Source organism: Paraburkholderia sp. RL17-373-BIF-A, assembly GCF_046030175.1.
In the GTDB taxonomy this organism is placed as follows: domain Bacteria; phylum Pseudomonadota; class Gammaproteobacteria; order Burkholderiales; family Burkholderiaceae; genus Paraburkholderia.
Genome location: NZ_JARESO010000029.1, coordinates 97,473 through 113,519 on the forward strand (window position 1 = coordinate 97,473; position 16,047 = coordinate 113,519).

The 16,047-nt window shown below is 62.2% G+C and carries 11 protein-coding genes and 3 pseudogenes; 5 read left to right on the top strand and 9 right to left on the bottom strand.

Annotated features, from left to right (window positions below; translation table 11 throughout):
• Positions 1 to 10: 10 nt before the first annotated feature.
• The 3 genes from P0D80_RS30170 to P0D80_RS30180 form a co-directional block, all read right to left on the bottom strand.
• On the bottom strand, positions 11 to 1,261 hold the full coding sequence (locus tag P0D80_RS30170; RefSeq protein WP_408289266.1) for an acetamidase/formamidase family protein: 1,251 nt from the start codon (positions 1,259 to 1,261) through the stop codon (positions 11 to 13).
• Positions 1,262 to 1,325: 64 nt separating this feature from the next.
• Positions 1,326 to 2,960, bottom strand: a complete 1,635-nt coding sequence (locus tag P0D80_RS30175; RefSeq protein WP_132379902.1) for an amino acid ABC transporter permease/ATP-binding protein — start codon at positions 2,958 to 2,960, stop codon at positions 1,326 to 1,328.
• A complete protein-coding gene (locus tag P0D80_RS30180) occupies positions 2,960 to 3,886 on the bottom strand; it encodes an ABC transporter substrate-binding protein (protein WP_408289270.1) in 927 nt (308 codons plus the stop codon). Before P0D80_RS30180 ends, P0D80_RS30175 begins: the two co-directional genes overlap by 1 nt.
• 502 nt (positions 3,887 to 4,388) lie before the next feature.
• Between P0D80_RS30180 and P0D80_RS51915 the strand changes: the two are divergent.
• Positions 4,389 to 4,784: pseudogene (locus P0D80_RS51915) on the top strand (transposase); the annotation flags it as partial.
• Here P0D80_RS51915 and P0D80_RS30190 read toward each other — a convergent pair.
• The 4 genes and pseudogenes from P0D80_RS30190 to P0D80_RS30205 all read right to left on the bottom strand — a co-directional run.
• Positions 4,744 to 4,872: pseudogene (locus P0D80_RS30190) on the bottom strand (IS6 family transposase); the annotation flags it as partial. The pseudogenes P0D80_RS51915 and P0D80_RS30190 sit on opposite strands and share 41 nt — an antisense overlap.
• Before the next feature lie 143 nt (positions 4,873 to 5,015).
• Complete coding sequence (locus P0D80_RS30195; RefSeq protein ID WP_408179583.1) at positions 5,016 to 5,768, bottom strand: SDR family NAD(P)-dependent oxidoreductase; 753 nt, start codon at positions 5,766 to 5,768, stop codon at positions 5,016 to 5,018.
• Positions 5,769 to 5,789: 21 nt separating this feature from the next.
• Complete coding sequence (locus tag P0D80_RS30200; RefSeq protein ID WP_408289277.1) at positions 5,790 to 6,533, bottom strand: SDR family oxidoreductase; 744 nt, start codon at positions 6,531 to 6,533, stop codon at positions 5,790 to 5,792.
• Positions 6,534 to 6,871: 338 nt separating this feature from the next.
• A pseudogene (locus P0D80_RS30205) lies at positions 6,872 to 7,102 on the bottom strand (hydroxymethylglutaryl-CoA lyase-like TIM-barrel protein); the annotation flags it as partial.
• Between P0D80_RS30205 and P0D80_RS30210 the strand changes: the two are divergent.
• The 4 genes from P0D80_RS30210 to P0D80_RS30225 all read left to right on the top strand — a co-directional run bounded on the left by P0D80_RS30210 (position 7,052) and on the right by P0D80_RS30225 (position 13,808).
• Positions 7,052 to 7,348 carry a hypothetical protein gene (locus P0D80_RS30210; protein WP_408179581.1) on the top strand — a complete coding sequence of 99 codons (297 nt, stop codon included), beginning with the start codon at positions 7,052 to 7,054 and terminating at the stop codon, positions 7,346 to 7,348. The pseudogene P0D80_RS30205 and the gene P0D80_RS30210 sit on opposite strands and share 51 nt — an antisense overlap.
• A gap of 623 nt (positions 7,349 to 7,971) precedes the next feature.
• On the top strand, positions 7,972 to 11,163 hold the full coding sequence (locus P0D80_RS30215; RefSeq protein WP_408289281.1) for an efflux RND transporter permease subunit: 3,192 nt from the start codon (positions 7,972 to 7,974) through the stop codon (positions 11,161 to 11,163).
• Positions 11,153 to 12,340 carry an efflux RND transporter periplasmic adaptor subunit gene (locus tag P0D80_RS30220; protein ID WP_132379846.1) on the top strand — a complete coding sequence of 396 codons (1,188 nt, stop codon included), beginning with the start codon at positions 11,153 to 11,155 and terminating at the stop codon, positions 12,338 to 12,340. The genes P0D80_RS30215 and P0D80_RS30220 overlap by 11 nt, the downstream gene beginning before the upstream one ends.
• Positions 12,333 to 13,808: an efflux transporter outer membrane subunit gene (locus P0D80_RS30225; RefSeq protein WP_408179579.1), complete on the top strand. Its 1,476-nt coding sequence runs from the start codon at positions 12,333 to 12,335 to the stop codon at positions 13,806 to 13,808. Before P0D80_RS30220 ends, P0D80_RS30225 begins: the two co-directional genes overlap by 8 nt.
• A gap of 70 nt (positions 13,809 to 13,878) precedes the next feature.
• Here the strand turns inward: P0D80_RS30225 and P0D80_RS30230 are convergent, their stop codons facing one another.
• Together P0D80_RS30230 and P0D80_RS30235 are read right to left on the bottom strand one after the other, a co-directional pair.
• Positions 13,879 to 14,328 (bottom strand): hypothetical protein, encoded by a 450-nt coding sequence (locus P0D80_RS30230; RefSeq protein ID WP_408289286.1) that lies wholly within the window; start codon positions 14,326 to 14,328, stop codon positions 13,879 to 13,881.
• A gap of 722 nt (positions 14,329 to 15,050) precedes the next feature.
• On the bottom strand, positions 15,051 to 15,953 hold the full coding sequence (locus P0D80_RS30235) for an NAD(P)-dependent oxidoreductase (RefSeq protein ID WP_408289289.1): 903 nt from the start codon (positions 15,951 to 15,953) through the stop codon (positions 15,051 to 15,053).
• Positions 15,954 to 16,047 lie beyond the last annotated feature (94 nt).

Genomic DNA, 16,047 nt, shown 5'->3' on the forward strand with positions numbered 1-16,047 from the left:
ACGAGAACGCTTAGCCCCCCGCGCCGCCAATGAAGACGTTCTTGCGGATCGAGCCATGCACGCCCCAGTTGCCATCGACGACTTGCGTGACGCCGAAATCCGCGGCGACCGACATCAGCGCGATGGCCTCGTCCTCGCTCAGCCTGTGTACGGTCATCAGGAAGCGGCGCAGCTTGCGGAACGCATCACGCATCGCCTTGTCGAGGCTCGCGTGCTGTGCCACCTCGATCTGTCCGGCCGGGCCGAGCTCCGCCAGGTAATTCGCGAAGGTGAAGCCGTACACCGACCATTGGTCTTCGGTTTCCAGCATTGGGTGCGTGAGGCCTTCGAGGATAGTGCCCCCCAGGTCGTTCCTCTTGTGCAGCACGAATTCGAAGTCTCCGGTCAGCGAGGTCTCGATGGCGGTACCGCCGAGCTCGCTGTCACCCTGTGCCGCATGCGGATCGCCGACGGAAAAAAATGCGCCTTCGACAGCGACCGGGTAGTACATCCGCGCCCCCTTGCCGACACGCCAGTCGTCGATATTGCCGCCGGTGTAGCTGGGTGGATTGGAGCTGACGTAGTCGACCTCCGTCGGCGCAAGTCCCATGGTGCCGAAATGCAGCCGGGCGGGTACCTTCACGTTCGACAGGATGCTCTCCCGCTTCTTGACCAGCGAATGATCGACCTTCACGCCGGGGTAGTCGATCGTCGTATGCACGATGCCGTCCGGATCCGTCTGCGGCGTCCACACGTAGTTGTAGACCGCACGTGCGAACGACTCGCCCGAGGAGTCGAGCTCGAAGATCGTCACGACTTCACGCGGCTTCGGTTCCTCGATCAGATCGCGATACTGGAAGCCCCAGGATGCGGCGACGTTCGAACCGAAACAGCGGCCGCGATAACACGCATTGCAGCTCGGCCGCGGCCGTACGTCGAGTATCCGCACTTCGAGCACGTCGCCGGGCTCGGCCCCTTCGATCGCGACCGGCCCGGTCAGCAGATGCACGCCGACACCTTCGCCGGAACCGACTGTAAACGGTCCATCGGTTGGCCCCGCGCCACGGCGCGGCATGGCCTTGTGCTCGCGGGTCCAGTTAAAGATACTTTCGGCGCCGGGGTCGCCCGCTACCATCCGTTCGTGATCGTCGTTCGCATGGTGAGTCAGCGTCTCGATCGTGATCCGGTCGCCGGAGCGCACCGATAACGCGGGCGCGACTTTCTTGCTGAAGTAACCCCAATGAACCGTTTCAGGCGACACAGGCAAAGTGTGGTGCTTCATGGTTGTTCGATTCTCGCAAAGCGCCCGGCGCAAAGGGCCGGGCAAAGCTGAACGGCACGTGCCGTCACGACGCGACTTCGAGCCGATTGTCGGCGCCCATCACGCTCAGGAATCGCGCCGTCAACGGATCGCGCGGGTGTGTGAGCACTTCGTGCGCAGGCCCCTGTTCGACCACCGCGCCGCCGCTCATGAACACGACGCGATCGGCGACCTGATCGGCGAAGCGCAACTGATGCGTTGAGATGATCATCGTCAGACCGCCTTCGTCCACGAGGCGCTGGATCACGTCGAGTACTTCGCCGACGAGTTCGGGATCGAGCGCGGACGTCGGTTCGTCGAGCAGGAGCACGCGAGGATTGGGCGCAAGCGCGCGGGCGATCGCGACGCGTTGCTGTTGGCCGCCGGATAGATGGCGCGGCAACGCGTCGGCGCGATGACTGAGGCCAACGCGTTCGAGCAGTTCACGCGCCCGGCGCTCGGCATCGGCAGGCGCCATGCCGTGCACCCAGCGCAGCGGCCCCGCGATGTTCTCGCACGCCGTCAGATGGCTGAACAGATTGAAATGCTGGAACACCATACCGACGCCAGCACTCGCACGCTCATTGGCGATATCGGCCTGCGTCATCGGCTGACCATCGACTCGAAAACCGAGGCGCTTACCGCCGATGCGGATTTCCCCCGAATCCCACTGCTCCAGGTGATTGATACAGCGCAGCAGCGTGCTTTTGCCCGATCCGCTCGGCCCGAGCAGCGCGATAACCTCGCCGTAGCGGACGGTGAGGTCGAAGCCGTCGAGCACCGTCTGCTCACCGTAACGCTTGCTCAGCCCCTTCACCTGCACGGTCGCGCTCTGCTTCTGGAGCGTCGCGTAGCGCTGCGCGCGCTCTGCGTGAACATCACGCCGAACGTCACGCGCGTTAGGCATTGGCACGGGCGACGGCGCCGGTTCGAGCAACGCATCGGCGGGAAGTGTCGCGCCCGCGCCGGGTGGGTTCGCCGCAATTCGGGCACGGCGCCACGGCAGCAGCCGTGCAAAGCGTCCAGACGGGCTGCGATCGAGATCGAGCGACGTTTCGGCGAACAACTGAATCGCGGCGATCACGCCGGTCAGCACGAGATACATCAGCCCGGACGCGAAGAAGATCGAAAAGAAATCGAACGTCGACGACGCGAGCTGGGTGCTGCGCAAGGTCAGTTCGTCGACGGCGATCACGGATGCCAGCGACGAGTTCTTCAACGCGCTGACCGATTCGTTCCCGAACGCCGGTATCATCGTGCGGATCGCCTGCGGCGCGATCACGCGGCGCAGCAGCACGGTCGGCGTCATGCCGAGCGCCTGCCCCGCGAGCAGTTGCCCACGGTCGACACCGAGCACGCCCGCGCGCAGGATCTCCGCGATGAACGGCCCCTCGTTCGCCGCGAGCGCGAGACCCGCTGCGCCCATCGCGCTCAACTTCAAGCCGATGTGCGGCAACGCGTCGTACGCGAACACGAGTTGCAGGATAAGCGGCGTCCCGCGAAAAATCACCGTGTAGCCTCGCGCGATCGCGGCGAGCGGCCCCACCTTGCTCAGTTGCATGCTCGCGAGCACCAGTCCCACGATCAGACCGCCCGCCAGCCCGAGGGCCGTGACCGCGATCGTAAAACCGATGCCGCTTAGCAGATACGGCAGGCCGAGATAGTGCAGAAACAAATTCATCAGTTCAAGGCAACCAGCTTGGGGGTTTCGAGGTTTTCAACGCCGAGCGACCACTTCTTTAGCAAGTCGGTCTGGATGCCGGCCTTCTGGATCGCGACAAGCGCTGCCATCACGGCTGCGCGTATTGCCGGGTTGGTTTTCGGTACGCCGATACCGATCGAATACGGCAGCGTCACCGCACTGGCCTTTTCGAGTTGGTTCGGATACGCCTTGACTGCCTGGTCCACCGTGTTCACGTCGTTGATATACGTGTCGGCGCGGCCCGCGAGAATCGCCTGGATCGCGTTCGCGTTGTTGTCATACAGCTGCACGGCGGCTTCCGGCTTGTTCGCCGCCTTGCAGGCCGGCGCAAGATTCTGGATCAACGGCACTTCGACGTAGCCGGTGTTCTCGGCGGCAGTCGTGCCGCACATCGTCGGGTTGATGCCGCTGATCTTCTTCGGATTGCCCTTCGCGACGAGCACGCCGTCGAACACCTTCGAATAGGTGATGAAGTCCGCCGCCTTCGCGCGCTCTTCGGTCGCATACATGTCGGAGATCACGATGTCCGCCTGGCCGCTTTGCAGCGTCGGCAGCAGCGCCGCAAACGAGACCGGCTTGTACGCAATCTTGAAGCCGAGGCAGTTGCCAATCGCGTCGCCGAGGTCGATGTCGAAGCCGATATATTTACTCGGGTCATTCGGGTCCAGCGCTTCATAGCCCGGCGTGTGCGGATTGATCGCGTTGATCAGCGTCTTGCCCTTGAATTGCGGGTATTTCGCCTGTAGCGCCGCGCATTCGGCAGGCGCGGGCGCGGCAGCCTGTGCGTGACCCGACAGCAGCAGCGCCAGCAGACTGACGGCGCCAAGAACCAGCTCGCGCCAATGGCGGGCAAAACCGCCTGCGCGCCGCACTCGATGCCCATGATCGACAAGATTGGTATACATCCCTGAACCCCCTGAAGCGGCAGATGCCAATGGCCCACACCATGTACGCCTTGTTGCATCGCACCAGCGCGAGAGTATGTGAACGAAATTCCGCGGACTTGTCCCAGCGCGCACAAATGCTTGTACGGGGATGAAGGAGTTGGCATACAGCGAATCGCCGACGAGGAGCGGGCCAGAACCTCGCGGCGAGAGACGCAGAGGTAGAGTCAAGGTGAAGCAAACCCTTTGCCCTGGCGGAGGCCGACATGAAGTTCTGCGGAAATAGCCCTGCGCTCGAACAACAGTGTGGTAGTGGTCAGTGATGCCGAAGACCGGATCGCACTGTAACGTCGCCCGTCGAATGAGCCCGGTGCAATCGTCGCGGCGCTCGAACCTCACTATGGAGACCTTGCGGGCGTGGTCGTGGAATCGACTTACAACTGGTACCGGCTGGTAGATGGTCTGCGGGAGCCTGATACCGCGTGCACCTGGCATACGTTGCGGCGATCAAGCGCGACGCGCCGACTATCGGCTACCGACTGCTAAAGACGTGCCCGGCGTTGGTGAAGTACTTGCGACGGTGATCATGCTGGAGACCGGAACGGTGGCACGGTTTGCCAGCGTGGGGCAGTTCAGTTCGTACTGTCGCTGCGTCGATAGCGTAGGGCAAAGCAACGGCGGGGAGAAAGGCGAAGGCAACACCCGCGACGGCAATGCATACCTCGCGTGAGCGTCCATCGAGGCGACGAACTTTGCATTGAGGCAATGCGCGCCGGCACGGCGTTTCTATGAACGCATGTAGCGCGCGACCAACCGGATCGTCGCGCTCAAGGCCGTGGCCCACAAACTTGCGCAAACCTGCGCCCGGCGCCATCCAGCCCGAACTTCACCGACCAGCGCAGCACCGTCTCGTATGTAAGCTGAATGCCGCGTGCGGCCAGCAGTTGCTCGACCATGCGCAGGCTGAGCGGGAAACGGTAGTACAACCACGCCGCACAGCTAATCACATCGGGCGGGAAGCGATAGCCCGCAAGTTCGCAGTACCCGCCCGGCTATGCCTTCATGTCGATCGCTTGTGTTGACCGCAGCACGGATGTTGCATTGCGCGGCAAACCCGTGCCTGTGCCTGTCCCCGCGTGCAAATTGGTGCTTACATCAACACCTGGCCGCCATCGACCACCAAGGTCTGCCCGGTGATCCAACCCGCGTGCGAGCTGGCGAGAAACAGCACCGCACTCGCGACCTCCGCGGGCGTCCCGAGCCGGCCGAACGGAACCGAACGCAGTATCCGCTCATACAGCTCGGGATCGGAAGTCTTGCGCTGCTCCCACGCTCCACCGGGAAACTCGATCGAGCCAGGCGCAACCGAGTTGACACGGATCCGGTCCGGCGCGAGTGTCAATGCATGGGAAGCTGTGTAGTGCACGACCGCTGCCTTGATCGCCGCGTAAGACTGGGTGCGTGTCGACGGACGCAGCGCTGAGATGGACGTCACATTGACGATGGCGGCGTTGGCCGACTGCCGCAGGAATGGAAGCGCGGCATGACCCGCTCGCACCGTTGCCATGAGGTCGACCTGGATGCCGGCCTCCCAGCCGGCTTCGGTATCCCCACCTCCGAAACCGGATGCGTTGTTAATCAAAATGTCGATACCGCCGAGCGCGTTGCCGGCCGTCGCAATGTAAGCGGTGATCGCCTCGCCGTCAGCGAGATCGCAAGGTGCGGTATGGACCGGACGGTCATAGACGGCCAGTTCGGCCTCGACCGCTTTCAATCCTTCCAGGTTGCGTGCACAGACGGACACGGCGGCGCCTGCCTGCGCGAACCCGAGCGCGATGCTGCGGCCAATACCGCGCGAGCCCCCCGCGATGACGACACGTTTACCGTTGAAATCGAAACCCATGTTTTTTGCCCTCCAGGACAGCTAAACGAGCACGTGACCGCCGTCGACAACAATGACTTGCCCTGTGCTAAAGCCCTGCTGCATCAGGTAAAGATACGTTTGCGCGACGTCGCTCGCCTCCCCAACCCGCCGTACCGGAATCTTCCCGGAGATATGGTCGTAGAGACTCTCGCGATCGGCTTTGCTCATGTTGTCCCACAGCGCGGTACGCAAGACGCCAGGTGCCACGGCATTCACGCGGAGCGGCGCAAGCTCGACGGCTAGTGTCCGTGTGAGTGATTCGATCGCCCCCAGGATACTGGCCGGGATTGCCCACGTAGGCAGTGGACGCGACGAGGCCACTCCACTCGTAAGGGTGATGGAGCCGTTCTCGCGAATGAGCGGGGCCGCATATTTGACGGCCTTGAGCGCCCCCCAATAGCGCACCTCGAAGGCCCGCTGCGCGGCTTCGATGTCGAGTTCAGCAAGGGTTTGCAGGAACAACGACTCCCCGGCGGTGTAGACGAGGTGGTCTAGCTCACCGATGCGTGCAAAAAACGCGCGCACTTGCCCCTCGTCGGTAAAGTCGAGTGACTCGCCGCGCGTGCCTCGAGGTAGGCGCTCAAGTGCGGCAGCGACGCGCTCCGGCCTGCTCGAGGCGATGATGACTTCGGCTCCGGAACGCGCCGCAGCTTCGGCTACGGCAAAGCCAATTCCTGACGTGCCCCCGGCCACAACGACCCGGCTTTGTTGAAGAGTAATGCTGGTAGATTGGCTGTTTCCCATGCTTGAAGTTTCCGTGAGAGAGCGGTCCACGCGGTGGCGTCCAGCGTAACGCAGCATGTGCTGCTGAACCACAGATCGACGCGCTACCGCGGCCGCGTCCGAGTGTACGGGATTTGTGGCAATCGCGTTGAAGGCGCCGCGCGAGAGTACATTTGAGTACATTTCTCGGGAGCTTCGCATTCGGTGGACCAAGGTGACGTGGCTCTGTTGCAAATAGGGTCGGCGGATCGGTTGGAGTTATCGGAGCAAAACGAACGGATGACCCGCGACGAGCAAGCTGAAGAGTCTGGAGAAGTTGTTCGGTGGACGCCATTTCGATCGGGAGACCATCATTGTGGGTTGTGGTGCGAGTGCATACCCGTGTGTGTCTCCGGTTTCAACACTGCCTTGAGCGCGCGGAACCGGTCACGCACGTCGTTCATGTTCAGCGCGCCACCCGAGTCCACTACGTAGATGCAGGTCGCCCCGTAGCTTTCCATCTTCTTTACCTCGCCTGCCAGATTCCTCGGCGTCGTCATGTGGCTCATCATCAGGAAGCCCACCGTGTCCATGCCCAGCTCACGCGCGTAGCCAAACTTTCCTTCGGCCCTTATCCATTACTGAATCTTCAATCCAGCAAATTTATGCGGCCCGCAGGCAACATCGACCCTGGACATTTCAGAAGAGAAAGGGAGATCGGCATGCAATTGAAAGCATCGCTCTACGCCAATCGAGGACCGACTCCGGGCGTGAAAAACCGCTTTCTAGTCCACATGTTTTCCGCACAACTGTTTTGTGCAAAACATCACTTTTACCGTGACGTTCATCTTGAATGATGTGGCGGTGACGTGAAGACCTCATCTCCAGAATCGAAGTCAGCTCTTTGAATGCCGGTTAGCAAATGGTGTCCAGAGCACATGTGGACCTCTCGAACAATCGGTAATAAAAAACGCTGACGGTTTAGCCTTCGCAGGAAACGGCGCTCGCACGCCTGTGTCCGGTTCTTGACACACATCCCTCTGCCCAACAATGACAAGGTATTCCCGGCATTTGCGGGTAAAGAGAAATGGACTCACCCCGCATTCATACGTGCCTGACTTCTTATTTGTCCTTCAGCAGGAATGCCGAGCTTTGTGTACATTCGCGCTTGAGTTGCGTTGCAGCACATCGGCACGTGGCCCAAGGCGACCCTCTTCGTTGCGCATGTCTTTCTCTTCCAAACGCCGGGCAATTGAAAGATGCACGCAAGCTTTTTGACTGATCGTAAGCAGCAGAGCAATTCTCAAGAAATGCAGATTATGCGTAGCCCTATCCAGTATTCCGTCACGGTCGAATATGCCGTCAGCTCAAGTGCGTCTTGTGCTTGTGGCAAGTACAAGCACGCGGCTGCGCGCCACCGCACGCCGCACTAGCCTCCGCCAGGACACTCTTACGTTTTACCCCAAGCTCTGGAATTCTCATGCTCGGCCTAGTCCGTATCGCCCTTCGGCGACCCTACACCTTCGTAGTCCTGGCGATCTTCATTCTCATCATCGGTCCTTTGTCCGCGATGAGGACGCCAACCGATATCTTTCCGGATATCAGGATTCCCGTGATCAGCGTCGTGTGGCAGTACACGGGTCTGCCCCCGGACCAGATGGTCGGCCGCATCACCTCGCCATTCGAACGCACGCTGACGACCACGGTGAACGACGTCGAGCATATCGAGGCGGAATCGGTCGCCGGCTTCGGGATCATCAAGATCTTCTTCCAGCCGGGCGTGAATATCAGCACGGCGAACGCGCAGGTGACCTCGGTTGCGCAAACTCAATTGCGGCAGTTGCCTGCAGGTACGACGCCTCCTCTGATCCTGAACTACAACGCGTCGACCGTGCCGATCATCCAGTTGGCGCTGTCCGGCAAGGGACTCTCCGAACAGAATCTCGGTGACCTTGGCCTGAATGCAGTGCGCCCGGTTCTCACGACGGTAGCAGGCGCAGCGATTCCTTACCCGTTCGGCGGCAAGACACGTCAGGTGCAAATCGACGTCGACCCGGCGGCACTCCAGGCGCGGGGCTTGTCCGCACAGGATGTCGCCAATGCGCTCGCCGGCCAGAACCTGATTACGCCGGTCGGCACGGAAAAGATCGGTGACTACGAGTACACGTTGCAACTGAACAATGCACCGTCGCAAATCAAAGCGTTGGGCGATCTGCCGGTCAAGGCGGCCAACGGCACCACGGTCTATATTCGTGACATTGCGAACGTGCGCGATGGCAGCCCGCCGCAGACCAATATCGTGCACGTGGACGGCCGGCGTTCGGTACTGATGTCGGTGCTTAAGAACGGTTCAGTGTCGACGCTCGGCATCATTTCCGGCATCAAGCAGCGGATTGCTGCAGGCAAGGCGTCATGGCCCGATAACCTGCAGATCGAGCCCATCGGCGACCAGTCGCTGTTCGTGCGTGCGGCGATCACCGGCGTGGCGCGCGAGGGCGTGATCGCGGCCGTGTTGACGAGCCTGATGATCCTGCTGTTCCTTGGCAGTTGGCGCTCGACGATCATCATCGCAACCTCGATCCCGCTCGCCATCCTTGGCTCCATCGCCACGCTGTCCGCGCTCGGCGAGACGTTGAACATCATGACGCTCGGCGGTCTCGCGTTAGCGGTAGGGATTCTGGTCGACGACGCCACGGTGACCATCGAAAACATCAACTGGCACCTCGAGCATGGCAAGGAGGTGGAGACGGCTATTCTCGACGGCGCCGCGCAGATCGTCACGCCGGCGTTCGTCTCGCTGCTCTGTATCTGCATCGTGTTCGTACCGATGTTCTTCCTGAACGGCGTCGCGCGCTTCCTGTTCGTGCCGATGGCTGAAGCGGTGATCTTCGCGATGATCTCGTCGTTCATCCTGTCGAGAACACTTGTGCCGACGATGGCGAAATACCTGCTGAAACAGCATGTGCACGACGAGCACGCCGAGGACACGAAGCGCCCCGGTCCGCTCGGGCGTTTCCAGCGCGGCTTCGAAGCGCGCTTTGAAAAGGTGCGCAGCGCCTACCGCAGGTTGCTCGAACTCGCGCTGACCCACCGGCGTCCGTTCGTCAGCGGCTTCCTCGGCTTTGTCGCCCTCTCCTTCGCGCTGGTGCCGTTCCTCGGCCGCAACTTCTTCCCTTCCGTCGATTCCGGACAAATCCTGATGCATGTGCGCGCACCGGTCGGCGTTCGGGTTGAAAAGACCGCGCAGATCTTTGCGAATGTCGAAGGCGCGATCCGCCAGATCATTCCGCCCGCGGATCTCGGCACCGTGGTCGACAACATGGGTCTGCCGGTCAGCGGCATCAATACCGCGTACAACAACACCGGTACGGTCGGCTCGCAGGACGGTGACATCCAGATCGCGCTGAACGAAGGCCATCGTCCAACCGACGAGTATGTTCGCGTCATGCGCGAGAGATTGCCGCGAGAATTCCCGGGCGTCACGTTTTCGTTCCCGCCAGCGGACATCATCAGTCAGATCCTGAACTTCGGTTCGCCGGCGCCGATCGACCTGCAGATTCGCGGCAATAACCTGAACGCCAACTACGCGTATGCGGACCGTCTGCTGCGCCAGGTTCGCGATGTGCCGGGCGTGGTCGATGCGCGGATCGAGCAGTCGCACGGCAACCCGACCTTCAACGTCGATGTCGACCGTACGCGCGCGCAATTGCTCGGCATCACCGAGCGTGACGTGACGAACAGTATGGTGGTGAACCTCGCGGGTTCCAGCCAGGTCGCGCCCACGTTCTGGCTGAACAACGCGAACGGCGTCTCTTATCCGATCGTGATGCAAACGCCGCAATACAGCCTCGATTCGCTCGCCGCCCTGCAAAATCTGCCGATCACGGCCAGCGGCGGAAGCACCGCCCAGATCCTCGGTGGTCTGGCGACAGTCGAGCGCACCAGCAGCAATGAGGTTGTCAGCCAGTACAACATCCAGCCCATCGTCGAGATCTTCGCGACCACCCAGGGCCGCGACCTCGGCGCGGTGGCATCCGATATCCAGCGCATCGTGCACGACAACGCCGGCACCTTGCCCAAGGGCTCCGCCGTTGCGCTGCTGGGCCAGGTCCAGACGATGAACAGCGCCTTTGCCGGCATGTTGTTCGGCCTGCTTGGTGCGGTCGTGTTGATCTATCTGCTGATCGTGGTCAATTTCCAGTCGTGGGCCGATCCGTTCGTGATCGTGACCGCGTTGCCTGCCGCGTTGGCAGGTATCGTCTGGATGCTGTTCGCGACCCACACGACGCTCTCGGTACCTGCATTGACCGGTGCGATCATGTGCATGGGGGTGGCGACGGCCAACTCGATTCTGGTCGTCAGTTTCTGCCGCGAACGTTTTGCCGTCCACGGCGACCCATTCAAGGCCGCGCTCGAAGCGGGCTTTACGCGTTTTCGCCCCGTGCTCATGACCGCGCTCTCCATGATCATCGGCATGATGCCGATGGCGCTTGCCTTAGGCGAAGGCGGCGAGCAAAACGCGCCACTTGGCCGCGCGGTGATCGGCGGTCTGCTGTTTGCCACCACCGCTTCGCTGTTCCTCGTCCCCGTCATTTTCTGTATCGTTCACGCGCGCCCCGGGCGCGCGGCTACCCCGGCATCCGTCTCGGGAGGTCCTGCTCATGTCGTCTGAATCTACTTTTCCCACTGATACACCGTCGCGCCGCCCGCTTCTGGTAGCAGGCGTGGTCGGCCTGCTGGTCGTCTTAGGCATCGTCGTCGCCGGTCTCACGCTGCGAGCCGCCGATGCCCGCAAACTAAAAACCTGGACTGACGCCCAGGCCGTGCCGACCGTCAACGTGATCCAGCCCTTGCGCGACGCAAACGGCCCCTCGCTGCAACTGCCCGGCCGCCTCGAAGCGTTTACACGGGCGCCGATTTTCGCGCAGGTCAGCGGCTATCTGAAATCATGGAATGTCGATATCGGCGCGCCGGTCAAAGCGGGCCAGGTACTCGCCGAAATCGAAACGCCCGAGCTCGACCAGCAACTATTGCAAGCGCGCGCGGATCTCCAGAGTGCACAGGCGAATGCTTTGGTTGCGGGTACGACTGCGAAGCGCTGGGAAGCGCTAAGCGGCACCGATTCCGTCGCCCAGCAGGATGTCGATCAGCGCACGGCCGATTACGCCGCCAAGGAAGCGATCGTCGCGGCCGCGAAGGCCAACGTGGACCGCCTCGTCGCGACCAAGGCTTTCGCGCGCATCGTCGCGCCATTCGACGGCGTGGTGACCGCCCGCGACACCGACGTCGGCGCGTTGGTCAACGCCGGCAGCGGCGGGGTCGGACAGGAGCTGTTCGCGGTCTCCGACGTCAAGCAGTTACGCGTGTATGTCCAGGTGCCGCAGAACTACGCACCAGCGATACACGACGGCACGACCGCCAACCTGACCGTCCCGGAGTATCCCGACCAGCAGTTCACCGCGCGCGTGGTGGCGGCGGCAGACTCGGTCAATTCGAGTTCGGGAACGACGCTGGTTCAACTACTGGTCGACAACGCCAACGGCAAGCTGCTGCCGGGCGGCTTCGCCAGCCTGAAATTCTCGTTGCCCGCCTCCGCCGATTCGGTCCGTGTACCGGCCAGCGCGCTCGTCTTCGATAGCCGCGGCGTCGTGGTCGCCACGCTTGGCGCGAACGGTCACGTGCTGTTCAAACAGGTGAAGATCAATCGCGACCTGGGCGACTCGGTGGAGATCGGCTCAGGGCTCGCCGCAACCGATCGCGTGATCGATACACCGCCCGACGGACTCGCCGACGGCGACAGCGTGGAGGTGGCGACGGCGACCGACAAGAAGGCAGCTGCACATGGTTAAGTATGGACTTCCGGCGCTTCTCGCGAGCGTCGTCGCGCTCTGCGCCTGCTCGTTCGCGCCGCAATATCACGTCCCGCCGACGCCGATCGCGGCGCAATACAAGACGGTCGGCCCGTGGACCACGGCACAGCCCGCCGACCGGATAGACCGCAACGGCTGGTGGAAGATGTATGGCGACGCGCAACTCGACGATCTCGAAGCGCGTCTGCTGGCCAACAACACCGACTTGCGCGCGGCGTACGCACACTATGAGCAAGCGCAGGCTTTCGTGGCGCAGGTCGAGTCGGGACTGTACCCGTCGGTCAGTGTGAGCGCCGTGCCGCTGCGTGAGCGCCAGTCCGACAACCGGCCGTTGCGCGTGGGCGGCCCGAACGACTACAACTCCGTCACGCTTGGCGGCGAAATCAACTATGACCTCGACCTTTGGGGGCGTGTGCGCGACTCCGTGGTGGCCGGCAAGGACGAGGCGCAGGCGACCCAGGCCGATCTGGCCTCGGTCAGGCTGAGCCTGCAGGTCGAACTCGCGGACAGTTGCCTCCGCTTGCGCGGCCTCGACCAGCAAACCGAGCTGTTGAACGAAACTGTCGTGGCGTATACGAAGGCCCTGCAACTCACGCAAACTTTGCATAACAGTGGAATCGTGTCGGGCCTCGACGTTTCCCGAGCGCAAACGCAACTTTCGTCAGCGAAGTCGCAGCTGTCGCAGAACCTGGCGCAACGGGCTCTGCTTGAACACGCGATCGCGGTCCTGGTCGGAACCTCTGCGTCCGAATTCAGCCTGCCGCCCCAGACCGCCGCCATCGCGTTGCCGGCGATTCCCACCGGCCTGCCGTCGACGCTGCTGCAGCGCCGGCCCGACGTCGCTGCGGCGGAACGCCGGGTGGCCGAGGCCAACGCAAAGATTGGCGTCGCGCGGGCGGCCTACTTCCCGGACATCATGCTGAGCTTGCAGGGCGGTGTGCAAAGCGCAGCCTACGCCGGCCTCGTTAGCGCGCCCAATCTGTTCTGGGCCGTCGGCCCGCAGCTCGTGCAGTACGTGTTCGACGGCGGGTACCGTCGTGCGCAACTCGATTCCGCCAAGGCGGCAACCGAAGAAGCGGGAGAACGCTACCGCGGCGTCGTACTGTCTGCATTCCAGCAGGTTGAAGACAACCTTGCCCTGCTGTCGTATCTCGGTACTGCGTTGGGTGAGCAACGGGACGCAGCCAACGCCGCACAGTACTCGGTCGACCTCGCGTTGCGTCAATATCGCCAGGGCGTGGTGGGCTACCTCGATGTCGTGCAGGCACAGACGGTCGCACTCGAAGCGCAACGCAGCGTGCTCGATATCCAGACGCGCCAGTTGAGTGCGAACGTGCAACTCCTGCATGCGCTCGGCGGTGGATGGTCAAGCGACGAACTGGCTCAAGCGGCTGCGGCGCCGGCACTCGTCGCTACAGCAGCGGCAACGGCACCCAGCGCGAATTGACCGCCGCTACACGGCGCGGGAACGGCAGCCCCGAATTGTTGGCTATTTCGGAGCGCGTTCCCTGTCCGGACTATTGCAACCTGTTGGCGGTCGCGGAAACGTTGAACCCGGAGTCGTCGTGGCGATCAGTCGGCCGTGCGTCTTCCGAAACCGGCGAACGGTGGTTGCTTCTGTTCGACCTGGCAAACCGCGCTTTGGCCTCGATCACGTGTCTGGTCGCAGCCGCCGTCAGTTGCTGATCGTGAATGGCGAGAATTTCCTCAAGCATACTCGCGACCTCCGCACTGACTTGCCACACGCCGTCACACTGTGCCCTGCCAGCAGCTTGATCCAATGCGGCCTCGGCGCGCCGATACAAATCGACAGATGCATTACCGAATCCGGCCTCTTGTAAGTAGTACGTCAGATAGACGGCTCTGTTCAGCTCACTGATCAGATGAGCGTTTCCTTGCCCTTTGCGGCAGACCGCAAGCGCAAGGTGATTTGCGAGCGAGATATCAGAGGCAGCTCGCCTCGTCATTGGGAGCAGCATCTCCTTGCTCAGGTGACGCCGACCAAAAGAAACGCGGCCCGTGGGCCGGCGAGTGCTATGGGACATTGAAGGTGTATCGACTAGAGAGTTGCGAAACGGCCCTGCTGACTCGCGAATCATCGACATTCACGGTTGGGTCGCGTCAATTCTATAGCGATATCGGCGAGGTTGCATTTACGATAAATTTGCAACGGCACTGTGCCGCTTAGCCACAATCGAATTCCGAGGCCACTTGCAAGAAGGCCTGGATCAACCGGATCCGCACCGAGCCCGTCGAGCTCGCAGCGTTGATGCGGCGTAATGCAATGTTGCCGAAGGTAGCTCTCGGCGAGTTGCCCACCGACAACATTGCGGTCGTAACGGAGAAACGGTTCCGTCTGCAATGTGACGTGCGGATCCGTCACCTTCATCGCGGCAGGCTCAGGAGCACGAGCGGCTCTTCCCTGAACGTGTGCCAGTCGCAACTTCTCGGCAGATTGAATGGTGGCCGTGCGACGACCGCGGCATCGAGATCGCCACTGACCACTCTCTGATACAGGTCGTGCGAGGTGTCAGGCTCGAAACCGCGCGACCACGACGGCGGAGCCGAATATGGGCCGTAGCTGAGCCTGGGATAGCACGTTGGATCCGCTCGTGCTCGATATCCCCACTCGCGCGCTGGTCGGCATGTGAAATGCCGCTCCTGGCGAGCGGCATTGTGCCCATTGCGCTCAGCCGCCGTGAAGCGCGTTGCTCAAGCCGGCGTCGGACAGCGCACAAAGTGCCACCGCCGACCAGTCATGTTCAGCGCCGATTCCTTGCGAGCGCAACGTCAGGAACCGGTCGTGGACGAGACTTGCGAGCGGCAGCGGAACGCCCAGTGCCTCAGCGGCTGCCAGCATCAGGCGGTTGTCCTTCTGGCCGAGCGGCAACGAGAAGCCAGGCGGCTGGAATTGCTGCGACGCAATCAGCGGGCCGTAGATTTTGTATGGCGGCGCATTGAAGTTTGCACTCGTCAGCAGCTCGACCAGACGCATCGGATCGATGCCGGCCTTGCCCGCTACGGCACAGGCTTCGCCCAGCGTTTCGATGATCACGGACAGCATGAAATTGCCGATCAGCTTCACCAGGTTCGCCTGCGAAGGATCCTCGCCGACAATGCCGACCGACTGCCCAAGCGTTTCGAGAAGCGGCACGGCAACCTTGAGGTGCTCGTGCGCGCCGGCCGCCATGATGAACAGCTTGCGCGCCGCCGCGGCATCGGGCCGGCCGAACACCGGCGCGGACACGAAGGCAAGACCCGCTTCACGGTACTTCGCAGCGTGATCCTGCGCGGCGGCGACACTGATCGTGCTCATCGAGATGTGCAGCGCACCCGGCTTCAGTGCGGTGGCGATGCCCGCCTCGCCGAACGTGACCGCTGCGTGCGCGGAATCGTCGGCCACCATCGTGAAGACTACGTCGGCCCCCAGCGCCGCCTGCGCGGGACTCGACGCGACACTCGCCCCCGCTTCGCGCAATGGTTCGGCGCGGGCTGGACTACGATTGAAAACCTGCACGTCGTGCCCGGCGTCGATCAGGTTCTTCGCGATCGCTGCGCCCATCGAGCCAAGTCCTACAAATCCAATTTTCATAATGCCATTCCAAATGATCGGCCGCGCGAATGCGGGCCTGTTCAGACTGCGAATTGATAGACCTGACGGCTCACGTCGAGTGTCACGTCGCCGT